The following is a 25,126-nucleotide window of genomic DNA, read 5'->3' as shown; positions in this document are numbered from 1 at the left end:
GCGGCCCACGGGGCAGACTGCTGGGCGGGCTCGGGGGGCGTGGGGGCGGGCCATGCGGGCACGTTCGTGGCGCGGCTCGTGGGGGCGGCTCGTGGGGCTCAGCAGCCGTCGTATCCGGCGGTCGGCATGGAGAGCCTGCGGTGCACGCTCGCCTTCGCCGCCGCGTCGTACACGGGTTCGTCGAGCCCGGCCGTCTCCAGCCGTACGCCGCGCCGCTCGCACTCCGCCGCGAACTCCGCGACGGAGGTCAGCGCACGGGCGAGGACGCGCTCGTTGGGGGCGACGAAGAGATCGACGAGACCGGCCTCGACATCGGCCCACAGCACGCAGTGGTCGGGCCGCAGCCCGTAGAACAGCAGCTCGCGGGTGACGGCGTAGCCCTTGTCGGCGGCCCAGCGGGCGCACATGGCGTGCTGGCTGCGGGTGTCGACCAGGAAGGGGTCGCTGTCGAGCTCCTCCAGCGGGGTCAGGCTGGCGATCGCCGCCACTCGTACGTCGTCCACGGCCGCCCCGTCCCCTCGTGCCCTCGCCTGCGGTGCCGCCGACCCTACTCCCCGTGCGTCCGGGCGGGACAGGCGTGCGGCGTAGGCTCGTTCCGGGAGCACCGCGGGAGAGCCGGGAGTACCGGACGAGCCGGGAGCGAGGAGGCGGGGCGTGCCGGTGGAGGTCACCTGGTGGGGTCATGCCACCTGTACGGTCGTGGACTCCGGCGTCCGGGTGCTGACCGACCCCCTGTTCGTGGGCAGGCTCGCCCATCTGCGCCGGCGGCGCGGCGAGCTGCCGCCGCCCGAGGCCGCGGTCGCCGAGGCGGTGCTCGTGTCGCATCTGCACTCCGACCATCTGCATCTGCCCTCGCTGGCCCGGCTCTCGCCCGGCACCCTGCTGGTCGTGCCGCTCGGGGCGCAGCGTGCGGTGCCGGGCCTGCGGAGGCTCGACGGGGTGCGGATCACGGAGGTCGGGCCGGGCGACGAGGTGGCCGTGGGAGAGGTGCGGGTGCGGGCCGTGCCGGCCCTGCACGACGGGCGGCGGCTGCCCATCGGGCCGCGGCGCTCGCCGGCGCTCGGCTATGTGATCCGGGGCGAGGCGCGGACGTACTTCGCGGGCGACACCGGGCTGTTCGACGAGATGGCGGAGGCGGTGGGTCCGGTGGACGTGGCGCTGCTGCCGGTCGGCGGCTGGGGCCCGTTCCTGGGGCACGGCCATCTGAACCCCGACCGCGCGGCGCGGGCCCTCGCGGCGCTGGCGCCCCGTTCGGCGGTGCCTGTGCACTACGGCACGTACTGGCCGATCGGGCTGGACGCGGTCAGGCCGCACGAGTTCCACTCGCCGGGGGACGAGTTCGTACGCAAGGCGGCGCGGCTGGCGCCGAGCGTGGCGGTGCACCGGCTCGGGCACGGCGAGAGCGTCCGTCCGGAGGTCACCCGGTGACGCCGATGACGCTGATGGCGCCGATGGCACCGGTGCTCGGCGACGTGGTGGGGCGGTTGCCGCCGGAGTCCACTCAGCAGGCCGTGGGCTATCCGTCGCTGTTTCTGCTGGTGGCGCTCGGGGCGCTGGTGCCGGTGATCCCGACGGGGGCGGTGGTGAGTTCGGCGGCGGTGGTGGCGTTCCATCAGACGGCGCCGTTCGCGCTGGTGTTCGTCTTCGTCGTGTCGGCAGTGGCGGCGTTCCTCGGGGACATCGCGCTGTACTGGCTCGGGCAGCGCGGGATCGCGTCGAAGAACGGGTCGCGGTGGCCGGCGGCGCTGCGGGAGCGTGCCACGCCGGACCGGCTGGCGCAGGCGCAGCGCAAGCTGCAGGAGCACAAGGCGACCGTGCTCGTACTGTCCCGGCTGACACCCGCAGGGCGCATCCCGGTGATGCTGGCCTGCCTGCTGGCGCGGATGCCGCTCGGGTGGTTCGCGCGGGGCGATGCGCCGGCGTGTCTGGCCTGGGCGGCGACCTATGGGCTGATCGGGATCCTCGGCGGGTCGCTGTTCGACGAGCCGTGGGAGGGCGTGGTCGCGGCGGTGGCGCTCACGCTGCTGCTGAGCGGTCTGCCCGCGGTGTGGCGCCGACTGCGGCGGCCGCGTCCCGGTTCACCGGGCGGGCAGCACCCGGCGTGAGCAGCGGCACCGGCGCGCCGACCGGCGGCGGGTGTCGGACGGCACGTGTCAGGTCGCGGGTGTCGGACGGCACGTGTCAGGTCGCGGGTGTCGGACGGCACGTGTCAGGTCGCGGGTGTCGGACGGCACGTGTCAGGCGGCTGGTGCCAGGCGACGGTGTCAGGCGGCTGGTGCCAGGCGACGGTGTCAGGCAACGGTTCCAGACGGCGGTGTCAGGCGGTGGGTTTCAGGCCACGGGCAGCACCCGGGAGCCGCCGACCGGGAGGTCCCACAGGCGTTCACGCGGCAGGCCCGTGTACTCCCAAGCGGCGAGCAGCCGCTGGAGCGGCTCCAGGACCGGCTCGGCGGAGAGCACGAAGGTGGCCCAGTGCATCGGAGCCATGTTCCGGGCGCCGAGGTCCGTGAACGCCTGCACGGCCTCCTCGGGGTCGGTGTGCACGGTGCTGAGCCACCAGCGCGGTGCGTACGCCCCGATCGGCAGCAGCGTCAGATCGATGGCCTGGTAGCGGCGCCCGATCTCCTTGAACCAGTGCCCGTATCCGGTGTCGCCGGCGAAATGCACCCGCCGGCCCTGCTGGTCGCCGATGATCCAGCCGCCCCAGAGCGAGCGGCAGCTGTCGGTGAGGGTGCGCTTGGACCAGTGGTGTGCGGGTACGAAGTCGAACCGCACCGCTCCCCCGCCGGGGGCGGGCAGCTCGGCCGCCTCCCACCAGTCGAGCTCCGTCACCCGGGTGAACCGGCGCCGCCGGAACCAGCGTCCGAGCCCGCCCGGGACGAAGAGCGGGGTGCGGCGCGGGAGTCGGGCGATGGTGGGGGCGTCGAGGTGGTCGTAGTGGTTGTGGCTGATCACCACGGCGTCGACGGGCGGGAGGTCCTCCCAGCGGACCCCGACGGGGGTCAGCCGGGCCGGTGTGCCGAGGATCCTGCGGGACCACACGGGGTCGGTGAGCACGGTCAGCCCGCCGATGGCGACCACCCAGCTGGCGTGCCCGGCCCAGGTGACGGCGACGGTGCCCGGCTCGGCGGCGGGCAGCGGCCCCGGCGCGAACGGCAGCTGCGGAATGTCCGCGAGCCCCGCTGCCGCGGGCCGCAACGCGCCTTCCCTGGCCAGCCTGGCCATCGCCCTCACACCGGGCAACGGCGCGGTGAGCCGCCCGGCGAACGACCGCGGCCACCGCCGGCCGGGCCCGAAGGGCCGCGGTTGCGCGGGCGGCACCGGTGCGACCGGCGCGGACTGGGCGGACTGGGCGGACTGCGCGGGGTGCGGCGCGCCCGGGGCCTCGGCCTGGGGCCCTGCCGTACCCGCGCGGACGGGCAGGCCGACAACCGGGGTGCCCGCACCGCCGGGGGACGGCACTGAGGTGGTCGAGGGGCGGGGCGGGGTGGTGGAGGGGCGGGGCGGGGGCGGCTCCGTGTGGTCCGTCATCTGCTGCTCCGTTCGGCGCGGTTGGGGGATCGCGGGTCGCGGTTGGCGGTGGAGGGGTCAGCGGAGTTCGTCGAAGGCCGATGCGAAGGAGTCGAGGGAACGGGCCACATGGGGCAGTTCCAGGGGCTGGTCCGATGCGAGGGACTGGAGGCGCTCCTCCGGCGTGGTGCCGAGCAGCGCGGCCGTGCCGAGCCGGACGCGGAGGGCGCCGAGTTCGTCGCCGAAGCGGTGGCCCCCGGGGGACGGGCTGCCCAGGCTGACGCTGAGGTAGTCCTCCAGCTCCATGGAGTCGGTGACACCGCGCGCCGCGAGGCGGCCGCGCAGCGGGCCGAGGTCGGCGTACAGATGACGGCCCGCCTGCGGGGGGCGGGCGAGCGCACCGGCGGAGAGGACCGCACGGTGGGCCGCCGCCGCGACCTGACCGTGCAGGGCGGCAGCGCGAGCGGACCTCGTGGTGACCGGCGCGGGTTCCCCGAGGGCGTGCGCGGCGGCGACCGCGACCGGCCCGGCCACGAACGCCCCGAGCGCGGTGAGGATGTCGAGGACCCTCGCCCTCCGTACCGTCGCGCCCTCCGTCGCGGGGAAGCGGGCGACCGCCACCGGCCAGGCCGGAGGGGCGAGCGCGCCCGACAGGTCGCTGAGGACGGTCACGTCGTCGGGGCACATCTCGGCGGGGCTCAGCAGCACCCGCTCGTGCGGCCGGTGCAGCGTGTCCCGCCAGGTCTCGTCGCTGACGATGTGCAGGCCCTCGCCGACGGCCGCCTCGCACGCCTCCCGTACGAGCTCGGGCGGCGCGACGGTGGCGGTCGGGTCGTCGGCGACGGACAGCAGCAGCAGATGCGGAGTGCCGCCTTCTGCCCGCACTCTGCGCACCGTCTCCAGCAGCGCGTACGGATCCGGCACGCCGCCGCACTCCGCGGGCGTCGGCACGTGGTAGGCCGGGCGGCCGAGGAGCCGGGCCTGCGGTGTCCACCAGGCGGGGCACGGCCGCGGCATCAGCACATCGCCGCCGTGCGCGGCGAGCAGGGCGAGCAGCAGCGGCTGCGCGCCCGGCGCTGCGGCGACCTCCTCGGGGCGGCTGCGCAGTCCGCGCCGCCACCAGTAGCCCGCGGCCGCCTCCCGCAGGACGAGTCCTCCGCCGGGCGGCTCCGGCGTCGACGTACGCCCGGCGGCGGCCGCGAGTACGTCGGCGAGCTCGGGCAGCACGGGGAGCCCCGGCTCCGGGGCGGGCGGGCCGTAACGGACCGGACCGTGGCCCTCCGGATCGGTCCGCTCCATGCGCCACCTCCGTGCTCACGTCCCGTGCTCACGCCCGGGAACCCTGCCCGGCCCACGTGCCCTTTATACGAAGGTTCGGGCGGTCCTGCCGCTCCGGTCGGCCCATTCCCGTGACCGGGGGCCGATTCCGCGCCGGGGCCGATTCCGCGCCGGGTGGCGTTTCCGCGCCGGGGCCGTTTCCGCGCTGGGTGGCGCTCCCCGTGGTCAGCGCCCTGCCGACGGATCCCGTCCGAGCAGGCAGAGCAGCTTCGTCTGCGGGTCCGCGCCCGCCGGCGGCTGCACGGCGGTCGCGAACAGCCCGCTCTTCACGAGATCGGCCGCGTACGGCGCCACCTCGCGGGCGGTGAAGTCGACGAGCGCGTCCGGGAGTGTCTCGTCCGCGCCGATGCCCCGCGACAGGTCCCACGCGTGCACCGTCATGTCGGCCACCATCTGCGCGCAGTAGGCGGCCACGCCGCTCTCGCCGTACGACAGCGGCACCGTGCGGTCCAGCGCGCCCGGCTCGCTCATGGCCGCCTTCGCGGCGGAGGCGGCGCGGTCCCAGGCGACGGCGGGGTGCTCCCCGAGCACGTCGCCGTCGAAGGCGTCGCCCACGTCGGCGAGGGTCCTGCCCTCGCGCACCAGGGGCGGCACCCAGAGCTGCTCGGCGGTCAGGTGGTTCACGAGGTCGCGGACGGACCAGTCCTCGCAGGGCGTGGGGGCGTCCCACTGCTCGGGCCGTACGGCGTGCACGCGCTCGGTGAAGAGGGCGAGCGCCTCGGCGTGCCGATCCAGAAGCCGATTGTCCATAGCCATAGGGACCACTGTGCGCGCGCCGCAGGACCCGTGCGAGCCCTGCACCACCACGGCCTGCGGGGTCACCGGTGCGGCGGCCCTGATGTTCCCTGGCGGCCGCCGGTGCCGCCGGTGCCGCCGATGCCACGGTGCGCCCGGTGCCGCCGATGCCACGGTGCGCCCGGTGCTCCCGGTGCTCCCGGTGCCGCTGGTGCCGCTGGTGCCGCTGGTGCCGCTGGTGCCGCTGGTGCCGCTGGTGCCGCTGGTGCCGCCGATGCCACGGTGCGCCCGGTGCCGCCGATGCCGCCGATGCCGCCGATGCCACGGTGCTCCCGGTGCTCCCGGTGCCGCTGGTGCCGCTGGTGCCGCCGGTGCCGCTGGTGCCGCCGGTGCCACGGTGCGACCGGTGGCCCGGTGCCACCACTGCTGCTGGTACCGCCGGTGCCGCCGGTGCCACGGTGCTGCCGGTGACCCTGCTGCCCCCGGTGCCGCTGTACCGCCGGTGCCACCGATGCCGCGGGTGCTGCGGGTGCCGCGGGTGCCGCGGGTGCCGCGGGTGCTGCCGGTGCCACCGATGCCGCGGGTGCTGCGGGTGCCGCGGGTGCCGCGGGTGCCGCGGGTGCTGCCGGTGCTGCCGGGGACCTGCCCCCGGCGCCCCTGCTGCCGCGGTGCTGCCGGTGCCGCAGTGCTGCCGGTGCCACCGCTGTCGCCGGTGCCGCTGTACCGCCGGTGCCACCGATGCCGCGGGTGCTGCGGGTGCCGCGGGTGCCGCGGGTGCTGCCGGTGCTGCCGGGGACCTGCCCCCGGCGCCCCTGCTGCCGCGGTGCTGCCGGTGCCGCGGTGCTGCCGGTGCCGCTGGACCACGGTGCTGCCGGTGACCCTGCAGCCCCGGGTGCCGCCGGTGCCGCCGGTGCCGCGTCGGCTCTTTGGGGCACTTCGCCGCCCGTCCGCTTGGGCATCGGGCCTGATGGGTACCCGCGTTCCATGTCCCACTCGGCCTCGCACCACGCCCGGAAAACCGGCCCGCATTCACTGGCGGCGCTGGTGTCCGACTGGGATCTCCGTGCCTTTCGGGCGATCGCGACCCGCCACTGGCCCGGCGCCGACCCACTGCTGCCCCGGCTGAGCCGCTGCGCCGACCACGGCCTGCTCTGGTTCGGCACGGCGGCCGGCATCGCCATGCTCGGGCGCGGCGCTCGGGCGCGGCGCGCGGCCGTACGCGGTGTGGCGTCGCTGGCCCTCGCCTCCGCGACGATCAACACGGTGGGCAAGCGGTCGGTGCGCCGGGCCCGGCCGCTGCTCGACGCCGTACCGCTCATGCGGCAGCTGAGGCACCAGCCGTTCACGACCTCCTTCCCCTCCGGGCACTCCGCATCGGCCGCGGCCTTCGCGGCCGGAGTGGCGATGGAGTCCCGCGGCTGGGGCGCGGCCGTCGCGCCCCTCGCGGCGGCGGTGGCGCTCTCCAGGGTCTACACGGGCGTGCACTATCCGGGCGACGTACTGGCGGGCGCGGCGCTGGGCGTGGGCGCGGCGCTCGCGGTGCGCGGGCTCGTCCCGACGCGCGACCAGTTGCCCCCGCCGGGCCGGCCGCACGCCGATGCGCCGGTGCTGCCGGGCGGCCGGGGCCTGTCCGTCGTCGTCAACCGCTCGGCGGGGGGACCGGGCGGCACGCTCACCCGTCTCGTCGCGGAGGCGCTGCCGCTCGCCCGGATCGTGGAGTGCGCGCCGGACGAGCTGGACGGCGCCCTGGAGGAGGCGGCCGACGGCTGCCGCGCCCTCGGCGTGCTGGGCGGCGACGGAACGGTCAACCGGGCCGCGGCCGTCGCCGCCCGCCGCGGCCTGCCGCTCGCCGTGTTCCCCGGCGGCACCCTGAACCACTTCGCCCGCGACGTCGGTGTGGAGACCGTGCACGACACCTGCCTGGCGCTGGCGTCGGGCGACGCCGTACGGGTCGACCTGGGCCGGTTCCGCCCCGGCCCCGGGGGCGACGCGCGGGCGGGGTACTTCCTCAACACCTTCAGCCTCGGCGTCTATCCGGAGCTCGTGCAGGTGCGCGAACGCTGGGCTCCGCGCATCGGCGACTGGCCCGCGGGGGTACTCGCGGCGCTGCGGACGCTGCGCGGGGGCCACACGATGGAGGCGGAGGTCGGCGGCAGCCGGCGCCCGCTGTGGCTGCTGTTCGCGGGCAACGGCGTCTACCAGCACGTCGGCCCGGTGCCCGGCCGCCGGAACGATCTCGCGGACGGGCTCCTCGACGTGCGCGTCGTGCACGGCGGCCGAGGCCCGGGGCTGCGGCTCCTCGCCGCCGCGCTCTCCGGCCCGCTGAGCCGCTCCCCCTTCCACGCGGCGGTGCGCCTCCGGAAGCTGCGGATCTCCGGGCTGGCTCCGGGCACGCCGCTCGCGTACGACGGCGAAGTGAGCGAAGCCGCGGAGGAGTTGGTCCTGGACAAGGTTCCGGAGGCGCTCGTCGTCTACCGTCCGCCGACGCCCGAAGCCTCTGCCGCGGCCCTTCCCCCGGTGGTGGTGGGCCTGCGGACCTCGGCATCATCACCGTGACCCGTGCGTGTCCGCATCACGAGACGCTGGTCTCACCATCCGGCGTTCGGCGTACCGTGGACCTGGCCGCCGCACGCGACCGGGAGGGAGCACCGCCATGCCCAGGGAGACCGCCGTCTACACCCACGGTCACCACGAGTCGGTCCTGCGCTCGCACCGCTGGCGGTCGGCCGCCAACTCCGCGGCGTACCTCCTGCCCGAACTGCGCCGCGGCACGGACCTCCTGGACGTCGGCTGCGGCCCCGGCACCATCACGGCCGATCTGGCCGCGCTGGTCGCGCCGGGGACGGTGACGGCGGTCGACGCCTCGGCCGGGATCCTCGACGAGGCCCGTGAGGTGGCGGCCCGGCGCGGTGCGGACACCATCCGCTTCGCGATCGCCGACGTCCACCGACTGGACTTCCCCGACGCCTCCTTCGACGTCGTCCACGCCCACCAGGTGCTCCAGCACGTCGGGGATCCGGTGCGGGCGCTCGGCGAGATGCGGCGCGTCTGCCGCCCCGGCGGGACCGTAGCCGTCCGCGACAGCGACTACGCGGCCTTCGCCTGGTATCCGCAGGTCCCGGGGCTCGACGCCTGGCTGGAGCTGTACCGCCGTGTGGCCCGGGCGAACGGCGGTGAGCCCGACGCCGGCCGCAGGCTGTACTCCTGGGCGCGCCGCGCGGGCTTCTCCGACATCACGGCGACCGCCACCAGCTGGTGTTTCGCCACGCCCGACGAGCGCGCCTGGTGGAGCGGGCTGTGGGCGGACCGTACGACGGCGTCGGCGTACGCGCGGCTGGCCGTCGACGGCGGCCATGCGACCACCGGGGAGCTGACCGCGATCGCGGATGCCTGGCGGGAGTGGGGCAGCAGGCACGACGCCTGGTTCATGGTCCCGCACGGCGAACTGCTCTGCCGGCGATAGCGGCTTCACGCTCCCGGCGCGCCCGGCGCTCCAGGTACCCCCGGCGCTCCCGGGCGCACTCCGCTCCCGGCGCTCCGCTCCCCCGCGCCGGGCGCTCCAACTACCCTCGCGGGTATGGAGATCCTCGGAACCACGCTGCGCATCTGCGTCGACGACCTGGAGACCGCGACGGCCTTCTACGAACGCCTCACCGGCGCCCCGGCGCTGCGCTTCGAGCGCGGGGGCGTGTCCGTCGCGGCGGTGAGCTGCTTCCTGCTGATGAGCGGCCCCGAGTCGGAACTCGAAGTGCTGCGCAAGGTCGCGGCGACCATCGCGGTGGAGGACGTGGACGCGGCGCACGCCGCCCTGACCGAGGGCGGCGCGAAGGTCCTCGCGGGACCCGTGCCGACCCCGGTGGGCCGCAACCTCATCGCCGTGCACCCGGACGGGTCGGTCTTCGAGTACGTCGACCGCAGGGCCGTGGTGTGAGCCCGGCCTGAGCCCGGCCCGATCCCGCCGGACACCCCCTGGGCCGTGTCCGACACATGGCCACATGGCGCCGTCCGCCTGCGCAACACGGCGTGGGAGGCACCTCCCCTGCCCGAAGGGCTACTTGGGAGGACGTGCCGGGCGCCGCACGCCAGGCGGGACGTGTCAGTGACGACTAGGGGGTGTCCGGTGGATCAGGCTGGATCAGCGAGCGGCGTCCAGCGGCTTCGGATCCAAGGCGGAGGAGGGAGACAACGCGGAGCGTTGGCGACCGACGACAACGCGGGAGACGGAGTCGCAGGGCGTCGCGAGCCCAGCATGATCCGCCGGACACCCCCTAGGCGCGCGGCGGACGCATCCGGAAGTCGTAGCGGTCCGGAAGCGGTTCGCCGTCGGTGAGCGCCGCCCACACCTCGCCCAGGGTCTCGTCGCCCTCGCGCAGGTCCGCCACCTCGAATCCCCCGTCGAAGACCGCCCGGGCGGCCGCGCAGTCGCCCTCGGCGACGAGGAGCCGGGCTTCCAGGAGCCGGAAGCGGCCGCGGCCGCGCACGGCCGGCCACAGCCGGTCGAGGACCCCGCGGGCGGCCCCGGCGCGGCCGGCCGCGAGCAGGGCCTCGACGGTCTCCCGGGCCAGGGCGGCCGTCGCCGCGGTCCAGGACTCGCCGTCGTCGCGGCGCTCGGCGCACAGGTCGTCGAACGCCTCCAGGTACAGCTCGGCGGCGCGGGCGGCGGCCTGCGGCGCGGGGTGGCCGCCCGAGTGGCCGGCGGCGGCGAGTTCGGCCACGGCGAGGCAGCGCAGCAACGGCCAGCGCGAGGGGGCGAGGTGCAGCCCGCGCTCCCAGCTCCGTACAGCCTGGGCGTGGTCGCCCGCGTGCCACTGGGCGACGCCGAGGTGGTACTCGGTGAGCGGTTCGGCCGGGGCCGTCTCCAGCATGTCGCGCCAGTGCGGGGCGACCAGGGTGGGCCCCGGCGGGACGACGCGGCGCGGCGTCGGCAGCACCCCGGTGCGCAGCAGCTCCAGCCACGGCGCCTGCTCGTCGCCGAGCGTCGTCTCGTCGAAGGGTGTGCCGGGCAACTTGGCTCCGGTGCGGAGCACTTCGAGCGCGCCCCAGCCGGAACCGCCCGCCAGGACCTCGGCCGGCTCGATGTCGGCGCACCGCCGCCATGCCTCGTACGCCGCGTCGACGTCCGCGCGCGGAAGGACCGCTTCCAGCCGCCCGGACGTCTCGGCGCGGGCCGCGGCCCAGTCCTCGCCGTGCACGGCCGCGGGGTCGGCGGACAGCGGCCCGTACACCTCGAGCCAGCTGAACTCCTCGCCCGCGTCGAGCCGTACGTGCTCCAGCTGGGTGCGGGCGAGACCGGCCTGGATCTCGGCGTATCCGGGGGTGCCGGGCTCGGTCAGCCACTCCTGCCAGCGCCGGCCGCCGCGGCCTGTGCCCCAGAGGAACAGCTTGCGCCCGCCGAGCAGGTCGGTGGAGGTCTGGACGAGTCCGTGCCCGTGCTCGTCGAGCGAGGCGATCCACTTGCGGGCGTCGCGCGGTACGTCGTAGAAGTAGTCGGCCGCGTACGCGCCGCGCGTCGGGTAGGTGCGGTCGATGCCTTCGTGCTCGGGCACGGCGACCTTGCGCAGGGCGTGTTCGTAGCCGAAGTGCCAGGCCGCATCGGCCGGGGCGATGACCCGGCTCCGTTCGTCCTCGGGGACGGCGATGTTGGACCACCAGTAGACCGGCGCGGGCCGCTCGTGCGGGTTGCGGATCCGCACCCCGACATGGAGGAAGTCGGAGCCGTCGGGCAGCCAGAGATCGACCTGGAAGGGCAGGTCGCGCAGCCGCTCCCACTCCCACAGCCGGACCATGTCGGTGCCGTCGGGGCCGGGGACGACGGCCGCGTGCAGCGGCTCGCACGCGAGGGTGGTGTGGCCGGTGGCGCCGATGTTCCACTCGATCCCGCCGGAGAACCAGGCGCCGTTGAGGGCGAAGTTGGCGGGCTGGAGCACGGGGTTGGCGTAGAGGAGTTCGCGGCCGGTGGGCTTGTGGTGCAGGGAGTGGATCCGGCCGCCGAGCCCGGGCAGGACGGTGGCCCGCAGCCGGTCGTTCTCGATGACGATCGCGTCGAGGTCCGTGGCCGTGCGCCGCCGGTCGTAGCCGTCGCGCAGTCGGGTGGGGAGCACGGTGCGCAGCGGCTCGTAGCCGATCTGCCGGGCCATGTCGCGGGGCAGTGCGTCCTTGGCGCGCTCGTCGAGCGCGTGGACCCCGCCGACGGGGCGGAGCGCGGGCAGCGGGTTGCCGGGCCCCAACGGGGCCGCGGGGAGGGTCAGTACGGTACGTCGCACGGTCGTGGCCACGGCAACCTCGCTTCGCTCGCTTCGTTCTCACCCGGATGACCATGGAACACGGCGGCTGCCGCCCAGGCCAGGGGCCGTGCAGGTCAGTCTTCGGTAAAGGCCGCCACGACCAGGTCGGTGAGCAGGGCGCCGACGGTGCCGTCCGGGTCCAGATCGGGGTCGTAGATCGTGACGTTGAGGCCGGCGCAGCGATCGGAGCGCACCAGGGTCCGCAGCAGCGGCAGCAGTTCGTCCGGCAGCAGCCCGTCCGGGTCGGGGCTGTCGACGGCGGGCATGACGGACGGGTCGAGTACGTCCGCGTCGAGATGCACCCAGAAGCCGTCGACGGCGGACACCTCGAAGGTCTGGACGACGGCGGCGGCGAGGTCGGCGGCGCCCCACTGCCTCAGTTCCCCGACCGTCACGTTGGGGATCTTGAGCGCGGCCAGCTCCTCGCGGTCCGGGTCGCCGTCCCGGATGCCGAAGAGCCGTACGTCCTCGTCGCGCAGATACGGGCGCAGTCCCTCGATGTCCGTGAGATCCGCCTGGCCGCGCCCCGTGGCGAGGGCCAGCTCCTCGCCGCCGGCCGCGCCGACGCCGTCGGAGTTGCCGGGGTGGCGGAAGTCGGCGGACGCGTCGACGGCGACGAGTCCGTAGCGGCCGGTGCGGCGCAGCGCGAGGGAGGCGCCGAGCTGGATCGAGCAGTCCCCGCCGAGGACGAGCGGGAAGTCCCCGGCGCGCACGTGGTGCTCGATACGGTCGGCGAGCTTCCGGGAGTACGAGGCGATGGCGGCGGCGTTGAACACCCCGTCGCCCTCCTGCCAGTCGCCCCGGTCATAGCGGGGCGGGACGACGACGCCGCCCTCGAAAGCCCCGAGGCGCTGGACGATCCGCTGCTCGCGCAGGGCTCCGGCGAGCTTGTGGCAGCCGGGGACGGTGCCGGGGGCGGGCGGCCGCAGGCCCAGGTTGGAGGGGGCGTCGATGATCACGATGTTCCGCATGGGGCACATCCTCGCCGCCGAGAGGTCCACAAGGACCTTCTTTTTGTCCTTGTCAGACAAGCAAGGGGCGGGCAAGTAGAGTGCGAGGCGGTCGAGGGACGACGCACCCGAGGCGGTGGGTGGACAGTGAGCAGACGAGGCGGACACGTGACCCGGGGAGACACGATGACCGGTGCGCGCCGCAGGCCGGTGGTCGTGCTGTACGAGCGGATCGCCGACGCCGTCCACGACGGCACCTATCCGCCGGGCTCCACGCTGCCCTCCGAGCCCCGGCTCGCCGCCGAGCTCGGCGTGAGCAGGCCCGCGCTGCGCGAGGCGCTGCTGCTGCTCCAGGAGGACGGGCTGCTCACGGTGCGCCGGGGCGTCGGCAGGACCGTCAACGACACTCCGCCGCAACGGGGGTTCGAGCACCTCCAACCACTGGAGGAGCAGCTCTCCGCCGGTGCCCCGCTGCGGGTGCGGGCGCTTCGGCGGGCCGTCGAGGAGCCGACCGACTTCACCACCCAGCATCTGCTGGCGCCCGCGCGGGCGGAGCTGCGGTTCTGGGAGTCCCTGTTCGCCGGCGACGACGCGGCGGCGCTCAGCCAGGAGTGGGCGGCGCCGGACGACGTCCTGGAGCAGGCGCACCCCGAGTTCGCGGCGGCCCTGCGGGACGCGGGGCGCGCCGACCGCACCTCGATGCTGGCCGTGCTGACCGGCGCCTCGCGCGGGCTGCCCCTGACGGCGCGCTCCGGGGTGACAGCGACGCTGCTCGGGCAGCGTCGGGGCGCGCAGCTGGGGCGGGCGGCGGACACGCCCGCGGTGCTGGTCACGCAGGTGGTACGAGCGGGCGACGTGCCGGTCCTGGCGGCGAAGCACATGCTCCCGACGGGCGCGCCGGCCCTGCCGGTGCTCCAGTCGACCTAGGTCGTGTCTTCAAAGTCCCGTCTGCCCGGCGGCGTCTGGCACGCACCCTCGCTGCGTTGTCGTCGGTCGCCTATGTCCCCCGTGGCCCTTCGGGCACAGGAGGTGCCCCCACCGCATGGACTCCCCCTCCTCCGCCTTGCGATCGCCCGCACCAGACGCCGCCGGGCCCGCCCTCCGGGCGGACGACGCCACTGTGAAGACACTCCCTAGCCGGCCCGGTCACCCTGGGCGCCCGGTTGGCCTGGTCGCCTTGGTTGGGGCCCGGTCGCCTTGGTCGACGAGGTCGGCCAGGGCTGCCTGGTCGCCCTTGATGCCCTCAGCGCCCTCAGCACCCTGGCGGGCGGCGAGGGCGAACGGGGCCAGTGCCCCGGAAGCCGCAGCCGCACCTGTCGCCCCGGTGCCGTACACTCCCGCTGCATGCACTTGTCTGACAACCTCGCCGACTGGATCCGCCGCGCCCCCAAGGCCGTGCTCCACGACCATCTGGACGGCGGTCTGCGGCCCGCCACGATCATCGAGCTCGCCCGGGAGTGCGGCTACGGCGTTCTGCCCACCGAGGAGCCCGACGCGCTCGCCGTCTGGTTCCGGGACGCCGCGGACTCCGGATCGCTGGAGCGGTATCTGGAGACCTTCGCCCACACCTGCGCGGTGATGCAGACCCGCGACGCGCTCTTCCGGGTCGCCGCCGAGTGCGCCGAGGACCTGGCGGCCGACGGGGTCGTCTACGCCGAGGTGCGGTACGCGCCGGAGCAGCATCTGGAGCGCGGGCTGAGCCTCGACGAGGTCGTCGACGCCGTCAACGAGGGTCTTCGGGAGGGCGAGCGCCGGGCGGGCGGCCGGATCACCGTCCGCGCGCTGCTCACGGGTATGCGGCACACGCGGCGCTCGCTGGAGATAGCCGAGCTCACGGTCGCCCACCGCGACCGCGGTGTGGCGGGCTTCGACATCGCGGGCGGTGAGATCGGCAACCCGCCGGCCGACCACCTCCCCGCATTCCGGCATCTCAAGCTGCACAACTGCCACTTCACGATCCACGCGGGCGAGGCCGTCGGCGCCGAGTCCATCCACGAGGCGGTCCAGGTCTGCGGCGCCGAGCGGATCGGGCACGGCGTGCGGATCACGGACGACATCCAGGTCCATGACGACGGCTCGGCCACGCTGGGCCGTCTCGCCGCGTATGTCCGGGACAACCGGATCGCGCTGGAGGTCTGCCCGACCTCCAATCTCCAGACGGGTGCGGCGAAGGACTACGCGACGCACCCGATCGACCTGCTGCGCCGCCTGGGCTTCCGCATCACGCTCAACACCGACAACCGGCTGGTCTCCGGCACGACCATGAGCCGTGAGTTCCAGCACATGGTGGACGCCTTCGGCTACGGCTCCGAGGTCTTCGAGCGGTTCACGGTCGCCGCCGTCGAGTCGGCCTTCCTGCCACTGCCGGAGCGCCGCCGCCTCATCGACGAGGTGATCCGGCCGGGGTACGCGGCCCTCGACTGACGCACCCCGGCCGTGCCCCGCCGGGCTGGGCCGAGTACGGGCCGAACTGACGCACCCCGGCCGTGCCCCGCCGGGCTGGGCCGAGTACGGGCCGAGGATCCTGCCCCGGACCCGGGCCTGGCGCCGCGACAGTGGACCGGGACCCTGGCCCGGACCGGAGGACCTGCGGGCCTGCGGGCCTGCGGGCCTGCGGGCCTGCGGGCCTGCGGGCCTGCGGGCCTGCGGGCCTGCGGGCCTGCGAGGCCGAGGGGAGAGGCGCCGCCGGGCCGCCGGCCGCGTCAGCGGAGCGCGGGCACGTCGAGCGTGACCGTGCCCGCCGCCGCGTCCAGCACCGCAGGGACCCCGAGCGGCATCGTCAGCGCCGGTATGCCGTGCCCGAAGCCCAGCTCCTCGACGACCGGGACGCCGAGTCCGCCGAGCCGGTCCAGAAGAAGCGCCCGGACCTCGTCGTAGGGGCCGCACTCCGCCCAGGAGCCGAGTGCGATCCCGGCCACGCCGTCCAGCCATCCGGAGCGCAGCAGCTGCGTGAGGATCCGGTCCAGGCGGTACGGCTCCTCGTCGGTGTCCTCGATCAGGAGCAGTCCGCCCCGGGCAGACGGGCGGGCGTGCGGGGTGCCCAGGTCGGCGGCGAGGAGGCTGACGCAGCCGCCCAGGGTGACGCCCCGCGCGCGGCCCGGCACCAGCGGCCGGGCGGTGCCGAGCCCCAGGGTGCGGACCGCTTCGGGCTCGAAGAGGGTGGTGCGCAGGGACTCCTGGGTGTGCGGGTCCTTGGGGAAGACGACGGTCGCGGGCATCGGGCCGTGCAGGGTCGACAGTCCGGCCCGAGTCGCGAACGCCTCATGCAGCGCGGTCACATCGCTGTAGCCGATGAAGACCTTCGGGCCCGCCGCGCGTATCGCCGCCCAGTCGACGAGGTCGGCCATACGCTGGGCGCCGTACCCGCCGCGGGCGCAGATCACGGCGGAGACGGACGGATCGCACCAGGCGTCCTGGAGGTCGCGCGCGCGTGCCGCGTCCTCTCCGCCGAGATAGCCGAAGCGCGGGTGCTCGTCGAGGACATGGGGCATCACGACCGGCTCCAGTCCCCAGCCACGGAGGACGGAGAGGCCCTCGTCGAGCCGGTCCGCGGGGATCGGGCCGCTGGGTGCCACGACGGCGATCCTGGCGCCCGGCCGGAGGCGGGCGGGCCGGGTCAGGGGCGTGAGTGTCATGGTGCGGGCTCCTCGGTCACTTCCTGAAGTCGAGGACGGGGACATCCCTGCGGGCGATGCGGAAGGTCTGCACGTACAGGGAGAGTTCCGCCTCCAGGGCGCGGATCAGGGTGTCCGCACGGCGGAAGCCGTGGCTCTCGCCCTCGAAGGTGAGATACGCGTGGGGGATGCCGCGTCCCGCGGTCCGGGCCAGGAAGCGCTCGCACTGCGCGGGCGGGCAGATCGGGTCGTCCAGGCCCTGGAGCAGCAGGAACGGGGCGGTGATCCGGTCGACGTGCTCGATCGGCGAGCGCTCCCGGTAGCGTCCGGGGACCTCGGCGAGCGGGCCGATCAGCGACTCCAGGTACTGGGACTCGAAGTCATGGGTCCCGTCGGTGGCCCAGTCGGTGAGGTCCAGGATGGGGTAGCTGATCGTGCCGCACGCATAGACATCGGTGCTGGTAAGGGAGGCCGCGGTGGTCCAGCCGCCCGCGCTGCCGCCGCGGATCGCGAGGCGGTCCGGGTCCGCCGTGCCCTCGGTGGCGAGTGCCTCGGCCACGGCCGCGCAGTCCTCGACGTCGACCACGCCCCACTGCTCGCGCAGCCGGTTGCGGTACTCCCGGCCGTAGCCGGTGGAGCCGCCGTAGTTGACCTCGGCGACGCCGATGCCGCGCGAGGTGAAATAGGCGATCTCCAGGTCCAGGACGAGCGGGGCATGGCCGGTCGGCCCGCCGTGGGCCCACACCACATAGGGCGGGAGTTCGTCGCCGGGGGCGATGCGGTCGGGGTTGTGGGGCGGATAGATGTGGGCGTGGATCTCGCGGTTGTCGGGGCCGGTGAAGGTGCGGATCTGCGGCTCGGGGTAGTAGGCGGGGTCCACCGGGTCGAGATGGGCCGCGCCGATGACCCGGGCCCGGCCGGTGCGGGTGTCGAGCTCGACCACCTCGTATCCGCTGCGGGGGCTGGCGGCGATGCCGACGACCCGGGTGCCGTGGGCCGTGAGTGCGGGTGCCCACTCCGTCCAGGGGCCCGCGGTGTCGACGAGCTCGCCGGTCTCCGGGTCGAGTATCCCGAGCGCGGTGGCGCCCTTGCCGTGGATGACGGCGATCAGCCCGCTGTCCAGCGGCTGGAACCAGTTGAGGCCGATCTTCCACAGCGGCCCGCCGAACTCCTCGCCGCGGCCCGGGCAGAGGCCGGTGCCCTCGGGGGCATCCGCACCGTCGTCGAGCCCTTCGGGCCGGATCCGTTGCAGCTCCCACCAGTTGCCCCGGTCGGACACGTACAGCAGGGAGCCGTCGTCGGCCCAGTCGACCTGGGCCACCGACTCGTCGGTGCCTCCGGCGATCCGCCGCACGGCGCGGAACGGCCCGTCGTCCGCGACCTCCCCGAGGAGCACCTCCGTGCCGTCCCACGGCATGCGCGGGTGGTCCCAGGCGAGCCATGCGGCGTGCCGCCCGTCGGGCGACAGCCGGGCTCCGGTGACGAAGCGGTGCCGGTCCTCGCTCAACTCCCTTACGGCGCCGCGGTTGTCGGCCGCCGAGCCGTCGAGCGGCACGGCGGCGACGACACGCCGCACATCGGTGGGGGCCTCGCCGGTGAACTCCTCCAGTACGCACCAGACCTCGCCCCGGCCGGGATGGACGACCGGGTCCGCCCAGCGCAGCCCGCCTCCCTGCGCGGAGACCGGGGTGAGCGGCCTGGGCTCACCACCGCTGTCCGGCTCGTACACGTACATCCGCTGGTCGGGGTAGTGGACGAAGACGACGAGCGGGCCGCCTTCGCCGCGCGGTGTCCCGGCCCAGGGCCGGCCACCGTACTCGATGACCCTGCTGCGCACGTTCCAGGGAGCGGGGAGGACGGACTCCTCGGTGCCGTCAGGGCGCCACCGGACCAGGGCGCGGCGACCGTCCTCGGCGGGCCGCGGCGCGGTCCACCACACCTCGTCGCCGACGGTGCCGACGTACTCGGGGCGGCCGTCGTGCGAGGCGGCGAGCGCGGCGTCGATCGGTGACGGCCAGGTCCCGTAGGCGCCCGTCGGTACCATTGCCCATTCCCCCTCGGTGAACTGCACGGACTGAGCCGGCTGTGCGGACTGCTGCTGACTCTTGCTGGCTCTTGCTGGCTCTTGCTGGCTCTTGCTGGCTCTTGCTGGCTGCGCGGACTATGCGGACTTCAGGAAGTGGTCGAGGACGCGGACGCCGAAGTGCAGCCCCTCGACCGGCACCCGCTCGTCGACACCGTGGAACATGGCGCCGTAGTCGTACCCCTCGGGCAGCTTGAGCGGTGAGAAGCCGTAGCCCGTGATGCCGAGGCGGGAGAACTGCTTGGCGTCGGTGCCGCCGGACATGCAGAACGGCACGACGTGGCCGTCGGGGTCGAAGCGCTCGACGGCGGCGCGCAGCCCGGCGTAGGTCGGCGAGTCGACGGGCGCCTCCAGGGCGACCTCCCGGTGGTGGAACTCCCAGTCGACGTCAGGACCTGTGAGCCGGTCGAGCGTGTCGCGGAACTCGTCATCGCCGCCGGGCAGCATCCGGCCGTCGACGAAGGCGGTGGCGTGGCCGGGGATCACATTGATCTTGTAACCGGCGTCCAGCATCGTCGGGTTGGTGCTGTTGCGCACGACCGGCTCGACCAGCAGCGCGGCCCGGCCGAGCTTGTCGAGCAGTGCGTCCACGTCGAGGTCCGGAGCGTCCAGGTCGAGTGCGATGCCGTGCAGTGCGGCCAGCTCGGACAGCGCGGCCCGCACGGTGGGGATGAGCCGCACCGGCCATTGGTGCGCCCCGATCCTGGCGATGGCCTCGGCCAGCCGGGTCACCGCGTTCGACCGGTTGACCTTGGAGCCGTGGCCCGCCCTGCCGTGGGCGGTGAGCTTGAGCCATGCGGTGCCGCGCTCCCCCGCGCCGATCGGGTACAGCGTCATCCCGGGTCCCGCGTGGAAGCTGAACGCCCCGGATTCGCTGATCCCTTCGGTGCAGCCCTCGAACAGCTCCGGGTGGCTGTCGGCGAGGAACCCGGAGCCGTCGGCCGCGCTGGCCTCCTCGTCGGCCGTGTAGGCGATGACGATGTCCCGGCGGGGTCTGATCCCGACGCGCTGCCAGGCCCGCACGACGGCGAGGACCATCGCGTCCATGTTCTTCATGTCGACGGCGCCGCGGCCCCAGACGACCCCGTCGCGGACCTCGCCGGAGAAGGGGTGGACCGTCCAGTCGGCGGGCTCGGCGGGAACGACGTCGAGATGGCCGTGGACGAGCAGGGCGCCGGCGGAAGGGTCGGTGCCCGCGATCCTGGCGACCACGTTCGTCCGCCCGGGGGTGCGCTCCAGGAGCACCGGGTCGAGGCCGGCCCCCGCGAGCCGCTCGGCGACGTACTCCGCAGCGGGCCGCTCCCGGCAGTCGCCGCCTCCGCGGTTGGTGGTGTCGATGCGGATCAGCTCGGAGGTGAACGCCACGACCTCGTCGAGCGCGGTGCCGTCGACGGCGGACTCCGCACCGGCAGCGAGCGTGCCGGCGGACTCGGCGGCGGTGCCGGCGACCTGACCGGAGGGGCCCCGGGAGGGATCGGAGGAAATCACGTCAGCCATACTGCTCCTCCACTGCGGCGGAGACGATCGTCGTGACCGCCTTGAACGTGCGGATGGCTTCATACATCGTCCCGCTGGTGTAGACAGCGCGGCGTTCGCCGCTGCGGGCCGTGCCCGGGACGACGGTCGCGGCCGCGGCGAGGTGCTCGGCGTCGAACTCCAGCTCCACCGTGAACGGTCCGCCCCGCACCGGCTCGTGCCGGACGGCGAGCGCCGTGGCCTCCTTGGCGGCGGCGCGGATCTCGGCCGCGGTCCTGGCGGGAGTGCGGCAGACCGCCGCATACCGCGAGACATAGTCCTTGACGGCCACCTTGCGCGCCTCCGGTGCGTATCCGAGCGCGTCCTCGCAGGTCAGGTCGTCTCCGGTGACGAGGACGACCGGGACACCGAACTCCGCGACCACATGGGCGTTGAGCAGGCCCTCGCTCGCACGCTCCCCGTTCAGCCAGACCCCGGTGATGGAGTTCGCCAAGTACGTGTGCGCGAGCACGCCCTCCGTGCCCGCACCCGTGTGGTACCCGACGAAGGCGATGCCGTCCACGTCGCCGTGCTGCACGCCCTCCACCATGGACAGGGACTTGTGCCGCCCCGTCAGCATCTGGACGCGCTCGTCCAGATGCTCCAGCAGGAGATTGCGCATGGTCCAGTGCGCCTCGTTGATGAGGACCTCATCGGCGCCGCCGTCGAAGAAACCCAGCGCCGCCGCGTTCACATCCGAGGTGAACATCGGCCGGCACCGCTCCCACTGGGCGGTGCCGGGCAGCACGTCCGCCGGCCAGGTGACGCCCGTGGCACCTTCCATGTCGGCGCTGATCAGGATCTTCATGCCTGGAACCGTACGCGTCGGCCGCCGGGCCGACCACCCCTGTGGATAACTCCCCGTGGTTCAGCCCGGTGACGTCACCCGTTCCGGCCCACGACCAGCCAGTTCGACGGCACCTCGACGCGTGCGCCGTCCGGCCCGTGCTCGGTCGTGGCCAGCGGCAGCGCGCCGCTCGCCAGGATGCCGAGGCCGGCGGAGCGGAAGCAGGCGGGCATCTCGGCGTCCGCTACCGCGCCCGGAGCGATGCCGTGGCGGAGGACCGGCAGGAGCTTGGCCGGGGGCCCGGACGGGCTCTGGGCGAGGCCCGCGATAGCACGACCAGCCGCCTCCGCGAGCTCGACGACGAACGCCCGGCCCGTCGCCCCCACCAGCGTGGCGACGGACTCGGCGAGCGCGGCCCGGTCCTGCGGCTCGCACTGGTGCAGTACGCCGCGCATGTACACATTGGCGTCGCCGAGCTCGGCGTGAAGCCGTCCGACGGCCGACGCGTCCACCGCGTCCAGCACCCGGAACTCCACCTCGCCGTCCTTGCCCTGCTGCCGTGCGTGGTCGATCGCGGCCGGCGCCAGGTCCACCCCCAGCACCTTCGGGAAGCGCCCGGCGAGGAACCGCGTCTGGGTTCCGTTGCCGCAGCCGAGGTCGACCAGCGGCAGCGCGGACGCGGCCAGATGCGGTTCGAGCAGGGGCAGATGAACGCCCGCGGTGACGGCCGGCTCGGCGTCCCAGAACACCGCGCCCGGTTCGCCCGGCGCCTCCCGCCAGAACCCCTCCCAGGCGTCCTTGTACCGACTCGTCACGCTCATGACCAGCTCCCCAGGGCGAGTACGACCGCACGGCACCGCATCCGACGACACGTCAAGATCGTTCTACATCCCGCTGGTTGCGTCGGCAAGACTCGGCGGCGTTCCTTCACCGGGAGTTGGAGAAGGCGCGCCGGTCCCCCCGCGCCGGTCTCCCTCGCGCCCGGCCTCTGCTCCCGCACGCCGCGGCAGCGAAAGCTCGCACCAGACCGACTTCCCGCCGCCCGAACGGCTCGTGCCCCACTCCCGCGCCAGGCTGCTCACCACCCGAAGCCCGCGCCCCGACTCGTCGCCGGGCCCCGCGCTGAGCAGCGTAGGCAGGGTGTGCCCGTCGTCCGTCACCTCGCACAGCAGCGAGTCGGTCCGCACCAGCCGCAGCTCGATCCGGTCGCCCGCCGTGTGCCGTACGGCGTTGGTGACGAGCTCGCTGACCAGCAGCTCCAGGGTGTCCACGTGCTCGTCGAGCCGCCAGGCGGCCAGCTGCTGCCGTACGAGCCTGCGGGCACGGCCCGCCTCGGACGCCGCGGGCGTCAGGTGCCAGCGGGCCACGTCGTCGGCTGCGATGCCGTTCAGCCGGGCCATCAGCAGCGCGACATCGTCCTTGCGGCCACCCCGTGTGTTGAGCGCGCGGATGATCGTGTCGCAGGCGTCGTCCATGGAGGCGGCGGGGTGTGCGGCCGACTCGCAGAGGGTGGCGAGCCCGACCCCGATGTCCTCGCCGCGGACCTCGACCAGACCGTCCGTGCACATGACGAGCCGGTCGCCGGGGTCGACGGTGACCCGCACGGTCTCGAAGGGGACCCCGCCGACGCCGATCGGCGCTCCGGTGGGCAGGTCGAGCAGTTCGCTGCGGCCGTCCGCGGCGCGCACCACGACCGGCGGGACGTGTCCCGCGTTCGCCAGCAGCAACTCCCCCGCGACCGGGTCGTAGACGGCGTAGAGACAGGTCGCCAGATAGTGCTCGCCGAGCCGCTGCGCGAGGTCGTCGAGGTTGCGCAGGAGCTGGTCCGGCGGCAGGTCGAGCGCGGCCATGGTCTGCACGGCCGTACGGAGCTGGCCCATCATGGACGCCGAGCCGAGGCCGTGGCCCATGACGTCGCCGACGACGAGGGCGGTGCGCGAGCCGGGCAGTTTGACGGAGTCGAACCAGTCCCCGCCGACGCGGCCGAGGAGCGTGCCGGGCAGATAGCGGGTGGCCGTGTCGCACCCCGCCATGCGCGGGGTGATCTGCGGCAGCATGGAGTCCTGGAGGGCCTCGGCGACGCTCTCCTGGTACGTGTACATCCGCGCGTTGTCGAGGACGAGCCCGGCACGGGCGGCGAGTTCTGCGCCCGTAACGCGGTCGATGTCGTTGAACTCGGCGCGCTCGGGGTGACGCAGCAGGATCATGAAACCGAGCACCACGTTGCGCGCCTTGAGCGGCACGACCAGCATGGACCGGCCGTTGATCAGCGGCCTGATGTCCCGCTTCTCGAACTGGGAGGCGATGGCGGTGCCCGCCTGCTCGCTGATCCGAGGGACCAGCACCGGCTCGCCGGTGGTCATGCATCGGAAGAACGGGGTGTGTTCGGGGAACGGCATGGACTCGCCGACCGGCACGACGTCGTCCCAGCGGCCCGGCTCGTCCACGTGCTCCACCGCGACCCGGTGCCACAGGGTGGTGGCGTCGGGCGGCCCGTCGGGGAAGCCCTCGCCGGCGATGACCTGCTCGCGCAGATAGGTGCCTGCGACATCGGTGAACCGGGGGACGACGGCCGCGCTGACCTCATGGATCGTACGGGCCAGGTCGAGCGAGGAGCCGATGCGTCCGCTCACCTCGTTGAGGAATTCGAGCCGCTCGCGCACGGCGGCGTGTTCCAGGTCGTCGAGAGCGTCGAGGTCGTCGAGGTCCTGGCGTTCGCGCCCCGGATCGCCCGCGCCCACGGGCCCGCTCGCAGCCGCCGCCCGCCGCGCCGCCTGCTTCCGCGCGCGGCGTTGCGCGCGCATCGGCACGCCCCAGTCGGGAGTGACGGGCACCCGGTCGTGGTGGCTGAACTCGAGGACGGGATAGCCGAGGTCGAGCACCTGAGCGACGATCCGCGTGGACTCCTGGACGCTCATGCTCGGCAGGATCTCCGTGAGCCGCCGCGCCAGCTCGTCGAAGCCGGGGAACTCGGTGTGCAGCGCGAAGCCGGGGGCGATCCGCTCGGTCACCCCGCCGGCTACCGGACCGTCGGGTCCGGCATCGAACTGGGCGGCGTCGGCGGCGAGTACGAGAAGCCGTTCCCGCCCGGGCCCGACCAGGGCGTACGCCCACCACAGCACGTCCAGCCGGTACGCGTCCCTACCGTGAGTCACCCCGCGCTCCGCCCCATCGTCGGCCGCGCCGTCGGAGAGCCGCGCGCACCCGGCCGCCGGATAGGACGTCAGTCCGTTCAGCGAGGCGTCGAGCCCTGGGCCCAGGCCGCTGTAGCCCTCATCCCCCTCGTACGGTCCGCCCCCATCGAGCGCGCCGGCGACCGGAAGCAGCTCCACGACGGACTGCCCTACCGCGTCCTCCTTGGAATGGCCGAACAGCCGCCGCGCGCCGCTCGACCAGTGCGAGACCCGGCCGTCGCCGTCCACGACGACCACGGCGAGCGGTATCCGGCCGGCCGCCGCATCCTGCCGTGGCAGCTGCGGCGGAACGCCACTGTGCATCGGTGGGAGGCTCCTTCCCCGTCGCCGGGCTGATGTCCAGCTCGTTTCACCACGGTAGGCCCCTGCGACCGCCGGGCGCCGGGCATCGACGGAATCGGTCGTGCGCCCGCGCACGGAACCGCACAACGGGTGCCTCCATTAACCGGACGTCAGTCCTCGTGGCCCAGTTGGAGATCGCGTTCCGTGCGTCCGCCGCCCGCGACCTGCAGCACAGTGGCGACCGGCGGTAGCCCGCGGCGATCACCGTGTACTCGCCCGACGACAGGTCGACGAAGCGGAAAAAAGGTCGTCGGCGGTGGTGACGCTCCCGGCGAGCCGTCCGGCACCGCCGAGCACGACGTCGAGATCGACGGGCCGCTCGCCGACGGTCACCGAGACCGCCTGCGGCTGATGACCGCCCGCGGCGGCGATGAGGACGTACGAACCGGAACCGGGCACGCTCAGCGCGTACCGGCCGTCCTCGCCACTGGCGCCCCGCCCGACCTGCCGGCCGTGGACGTCGATGAGAGTGAGCGCGGCGCGCGGCACACGGCTGCCGTCGGGGTGCTGGACCGTACCGCAGACGGGTACACCGGCGACGTACGCGGGACCGGCCCCGGACCCCGACCCCGACCCGAAGGCCGGGGTCGCGGTGCGGGCGTTCGGTACGGACGTGGGCTCGGCGGAGGCGGGGGCGTTCATGGACACCAGCGGTTTCTCCTTGAGGAAGAATTGCCGCAGCCCTACCACCTGCGAAAACGTGCAGCTGATCGCCTCCTTGGCTACTTCACGGCTGCTTACGCTTCAAGCCCGGCTTCGCGCCCAGGTGGTGGC

At 74.3% G+C, this 25,126-nt stretch carries 19 protein-coding genes and 1 pseudogene; 7 read left to right on the top strand and 13 right to left on the bottom strand.

What is annotated here, in order from left to right:
• Nucleotides 1–98: 98 nt before the first annotated feature.
• Nucleotides 99–503 carry a hypothetical protein gene (locus KK483_RS30950; RefSeq protein WP_262008514.1) on the bottom strand — a complete coding sequence of 135 codons (405 nt, stop codon included), beginning with the start codon at nt 501–503 and terminating at the stop codon, nt 99–101.
• A gap of 151 nt (nt 504–654) precedes the next feature.
• Between KK483_RS30950 and KK483_RS30945 the strand changes: the two genes are divergently transcribed.
• On the top strand, nt 655–1,428 hold the full coding sequence (locus KK483_RS30945; protein ID WP_262008513.1) for an MBL fold metallo-hydrolase: 774 nt from the start codon (nt 655–657) through the stop codon (nt 1,426–1,428).
• Nucleotides 1,429–1,451: 23 nt separating this feature from the next.
• On the top strand, nt 1,452–2,105 hold the full coding sequence (locus tag KK483_RS30940) for a DedA family protein (RefSeq protein WP_399016234.1): 654 nt from the start codon (nt 1,452–1,454) through the stop codon (nt 2,103–2,105).
• A 226-nt stretch (nt 2,106–2,331) separates the two neighbouring features.
• Here the strand turns inward: KK483_RS30940 and KK483_RS30935 are convergent, their stop codons facing one another.
• The 3 genes from KK483_RS30935 to KK483_RS30925 form a co-directional block, all read right to left on the bottom strand.
• Nucleotides 2,332–3,531 carry an MBL fold metallo-hydrolase gene (locus KK483_RS30935; protein ID WP_262008512.1) on the bottom strand — a complete coding sequence of 400 codons (1,200 nt, stop codon included), beginning with the start codon at nt 3,529–3,531 and terminating at the stop codon, nt 2,332–2,334.
• 57 nt (nt 3,532–3,588) lie between these two features.
• Nucleotides 3,589–4,809 carry an aminotransferase class I/II-fold pyridoxal phosphate-dependent enzyme gene (locus KK483_RS30930; RefSeq protein WP_262008511.1) on the bottom strand — a complete coding sequence of 407 codons (1,221 nt, stop codon included), beginning with the start codon at nt 4,807–4,809 and terminating at the stop codon, nt 3,589–3,591.
• A gap of 204 nt (nt 4,810–5,013) precedes the next feature.
• Entirely contained in the window at nt 5,014–5,598 is a 585-nt protein-coding gene (locus KK483_RS30925; protein WP_262009758.1) for a TIGR03086 family metal-binding protein, read from the bottom strand.
• A 969-nt stretch (nt 5,599–6,567) separates the two neighbouring features.
• Here KK483_RS30925 and KK483_RS30920 point away from each other — a divergent pair.
• The 3 genes from KK483_RS30920 to KK483_RS30910 all read left to right on the top strand — a co-directional run bounded on the left by KK483_RS30920 (nt 6,568) and on the right by KK483_RS30910 (nt 9,514).
• Nucleotides 6,568–8,139, top strand: a complete 1,572-nt coding sequence (locus KK483_RS30920; protein ID WP_262008510.1) for a bifunctional phosphatase PAP2/diacylglycerol kinase family protein — start codon at nt 6,568–6,570, stop codon at nt 8,137–8,139.
• A 97-nt stretch (nt 8,140–8,236) separates the two neighbouring features.
• Nucleotides 8,237–9,046: a class I SAM-dependent methyltransferase gene (locus KK483_RS30915; RefSeq protein ID WP_262008509.1), complete on the top strand. Its 810-nt coding sequence runs from the start codon at nt 8,237–8,239 to the stop codon at nt 9,044–9,046.
• Nucleotides 9,047–9,160: 114 nt separating this feature from the next.
• Nucleotides 9,161–9,514 (top strand): VOC family protein, encoded by a 354-nt coding sequence (locus KK483_RS30910; protein ID WP_262008508.1) that lies wholly within the window; start codon nt 9,161–9,163, stop codon nt 9,512–9,514.
• 337 nt (nt 9,515–9,851) lie between these two features.
• Here the strand turns inward: KK483_RS30910 and KK483_RS30905 are convergent, their stop codons facing one another.
• A complete protein-coding gene (locus KK483_RS30905; protein WP_262008507.1) occupies nt 9,852–11,858 on the bottom strand; it encodes a DUF5107 domain-containing protein in 2,007 nt (668 codons plus the stop codon).
• 83 nt (nt 11,859–11,941) lie between these two features.
• Nucleotides 11,942–12,838: an arginase family protein gene (locus KK483_RS30900; protein ID WP_262008506.1), complete on the bottom strand. Its 897-nt coding sequence runs from the start codon at nt 12,836–12,838 to the stop codon at nt 11,942–11,944.
• A gap of 165 nt (nt 12,839–13,003) precedes the next feature.
• Here KK483_RS30900 and KK483_RS30895 point away from each other — a divergent pair, with 165 nt between their 5' ends.
• A complete protein-coding gene (locus KK483_RS30895) occupies nt 13,004–13,744 on the top strand; it encodes a GntR family transcriptional regulator (protein ID WP_262008505.1) in 741 nt (246 codons plus the stop codon).
• Nucleotides 13,745–14,161: 417 nt separating this feature from the next.
• The gene (locus tag KK483_RS30890) at nt 14,162–15,241 is read left to right on the top strand and encodes an adenosine deaminase (protein WP_262008504.1); all 1,080 of its coding nucleotides are present in this window, start codon (nt 14,162–14,164) and stop codon (nt 15,239–15,241) included.
• A gap of 278 nt (nt 15,242–15,519) precedes the next feature.
• On the opposite strand, the gene KK483_RS30885 is transcribed toward KK483_RS30890, so the two are convergent.
• The 7 genes and pseudogenes from KK483_RS30885 to KK483_RS30855 form a co-directional block, all read right to left on the bottom strand.
• Complete coding sequence (locus KK483_RS30885; protein ID WP_262008502.1) at nt 15,520–16,452, bottom strand: LD-carboxypeptidase; 933 nt, start codon at nt 16,450–16,452, stop codon at nt 15,520–15,522.
• A 16-nt stretch (nt 16,453–16,468) separates the two neighbouring features.
• Nucleotides 16,469–18,475 carry a prolyl oligopeptidase family serine peptidase gene (locus KK483_RS30880; protein WP_262008501.1) on the bottom strand — a complete coding sequence of 669 codons (2,007 nt, stop codon included), beginning with the start codon at nt 18,473–18,475 and terminating at the stop codon, nt 16,469–16,471.
• 117 nt (nt 18,476–18,592) lie between these two features.
• Complete coding sequence (locus KK483_RS30875) at nt 18,593–20,011, bottom strand: M20/M25/M40 family metallo-hydrolase (RefSeq protein WP_262008500.1); 1,419 nt, start codon at nt 20,009–20,011, stop codon at nt 18,593–18,595.
• Nucleotides 20,004–20,837, bottom strand: coding sequence for a M55 family metallopeptidase (locus KK483_RS30870; RefSeq protein ID WP_262008498.1), 834 nt, complete (start codon nt 20,835–20,837; stop codon nt 20,004–20,006). The genes KK483_RS30875 and KK483_RS30870 overlap by 8 nt, the downstream gene beginning before the upstream one ends.
• A 74-nt stretch (nt 20,838–20,911) precedes the next feature.
• Nucleotides 20,912–21,637 (bottom strand): class I SAM-dependent methyltransferase, encoded by a 726-nt coding sequence (locus tag KK483_RS30865; RefSeq protein WP_262008497.1) that lies wholly within the window; start codon nt 21,635–21,637, stop codon nt 20,912–20,914.
• A 63-nt stretch (nt 21,638–21,700) separates the two neighbouring features.
• Nucleotides 21,701–24,313, bottom strand: coding sequence for a SpoIIE family protein phosphatase (locus tag KK483_RS30860; protein WP_262008496.1), 2,613 nt, complete (start codon nt 24,311–24,313; stop codon nt 21,701–21,703).
• Between the two features lie 149 nt (nt 24,314–24,462).
• Nucleotides 24,463–25,024, bottom strand: a pseudogene (locus KK483_RS30855) (carboxypeptidase-like regulatory domain-containing protein); the annotation flags it as partial.
• Between the last annotated feature and the right edge of the window lie 102 nt (nt 25,025–25,126).

This window comes from Streptomyces sp. FIT100, from assembly GCF_024584805.1.
Classification (GTDB): domain Bacteria; phylum Actinomycetota; class Actinomycetes; order Streptomycetales; family Streptomycetaceae; genus Streptomyces.
The sequence above is the reverse complement of the archived record's forward strand: the minus strand, read 5'-3'. Positions and strand labels throughout refer to the sequence as shown.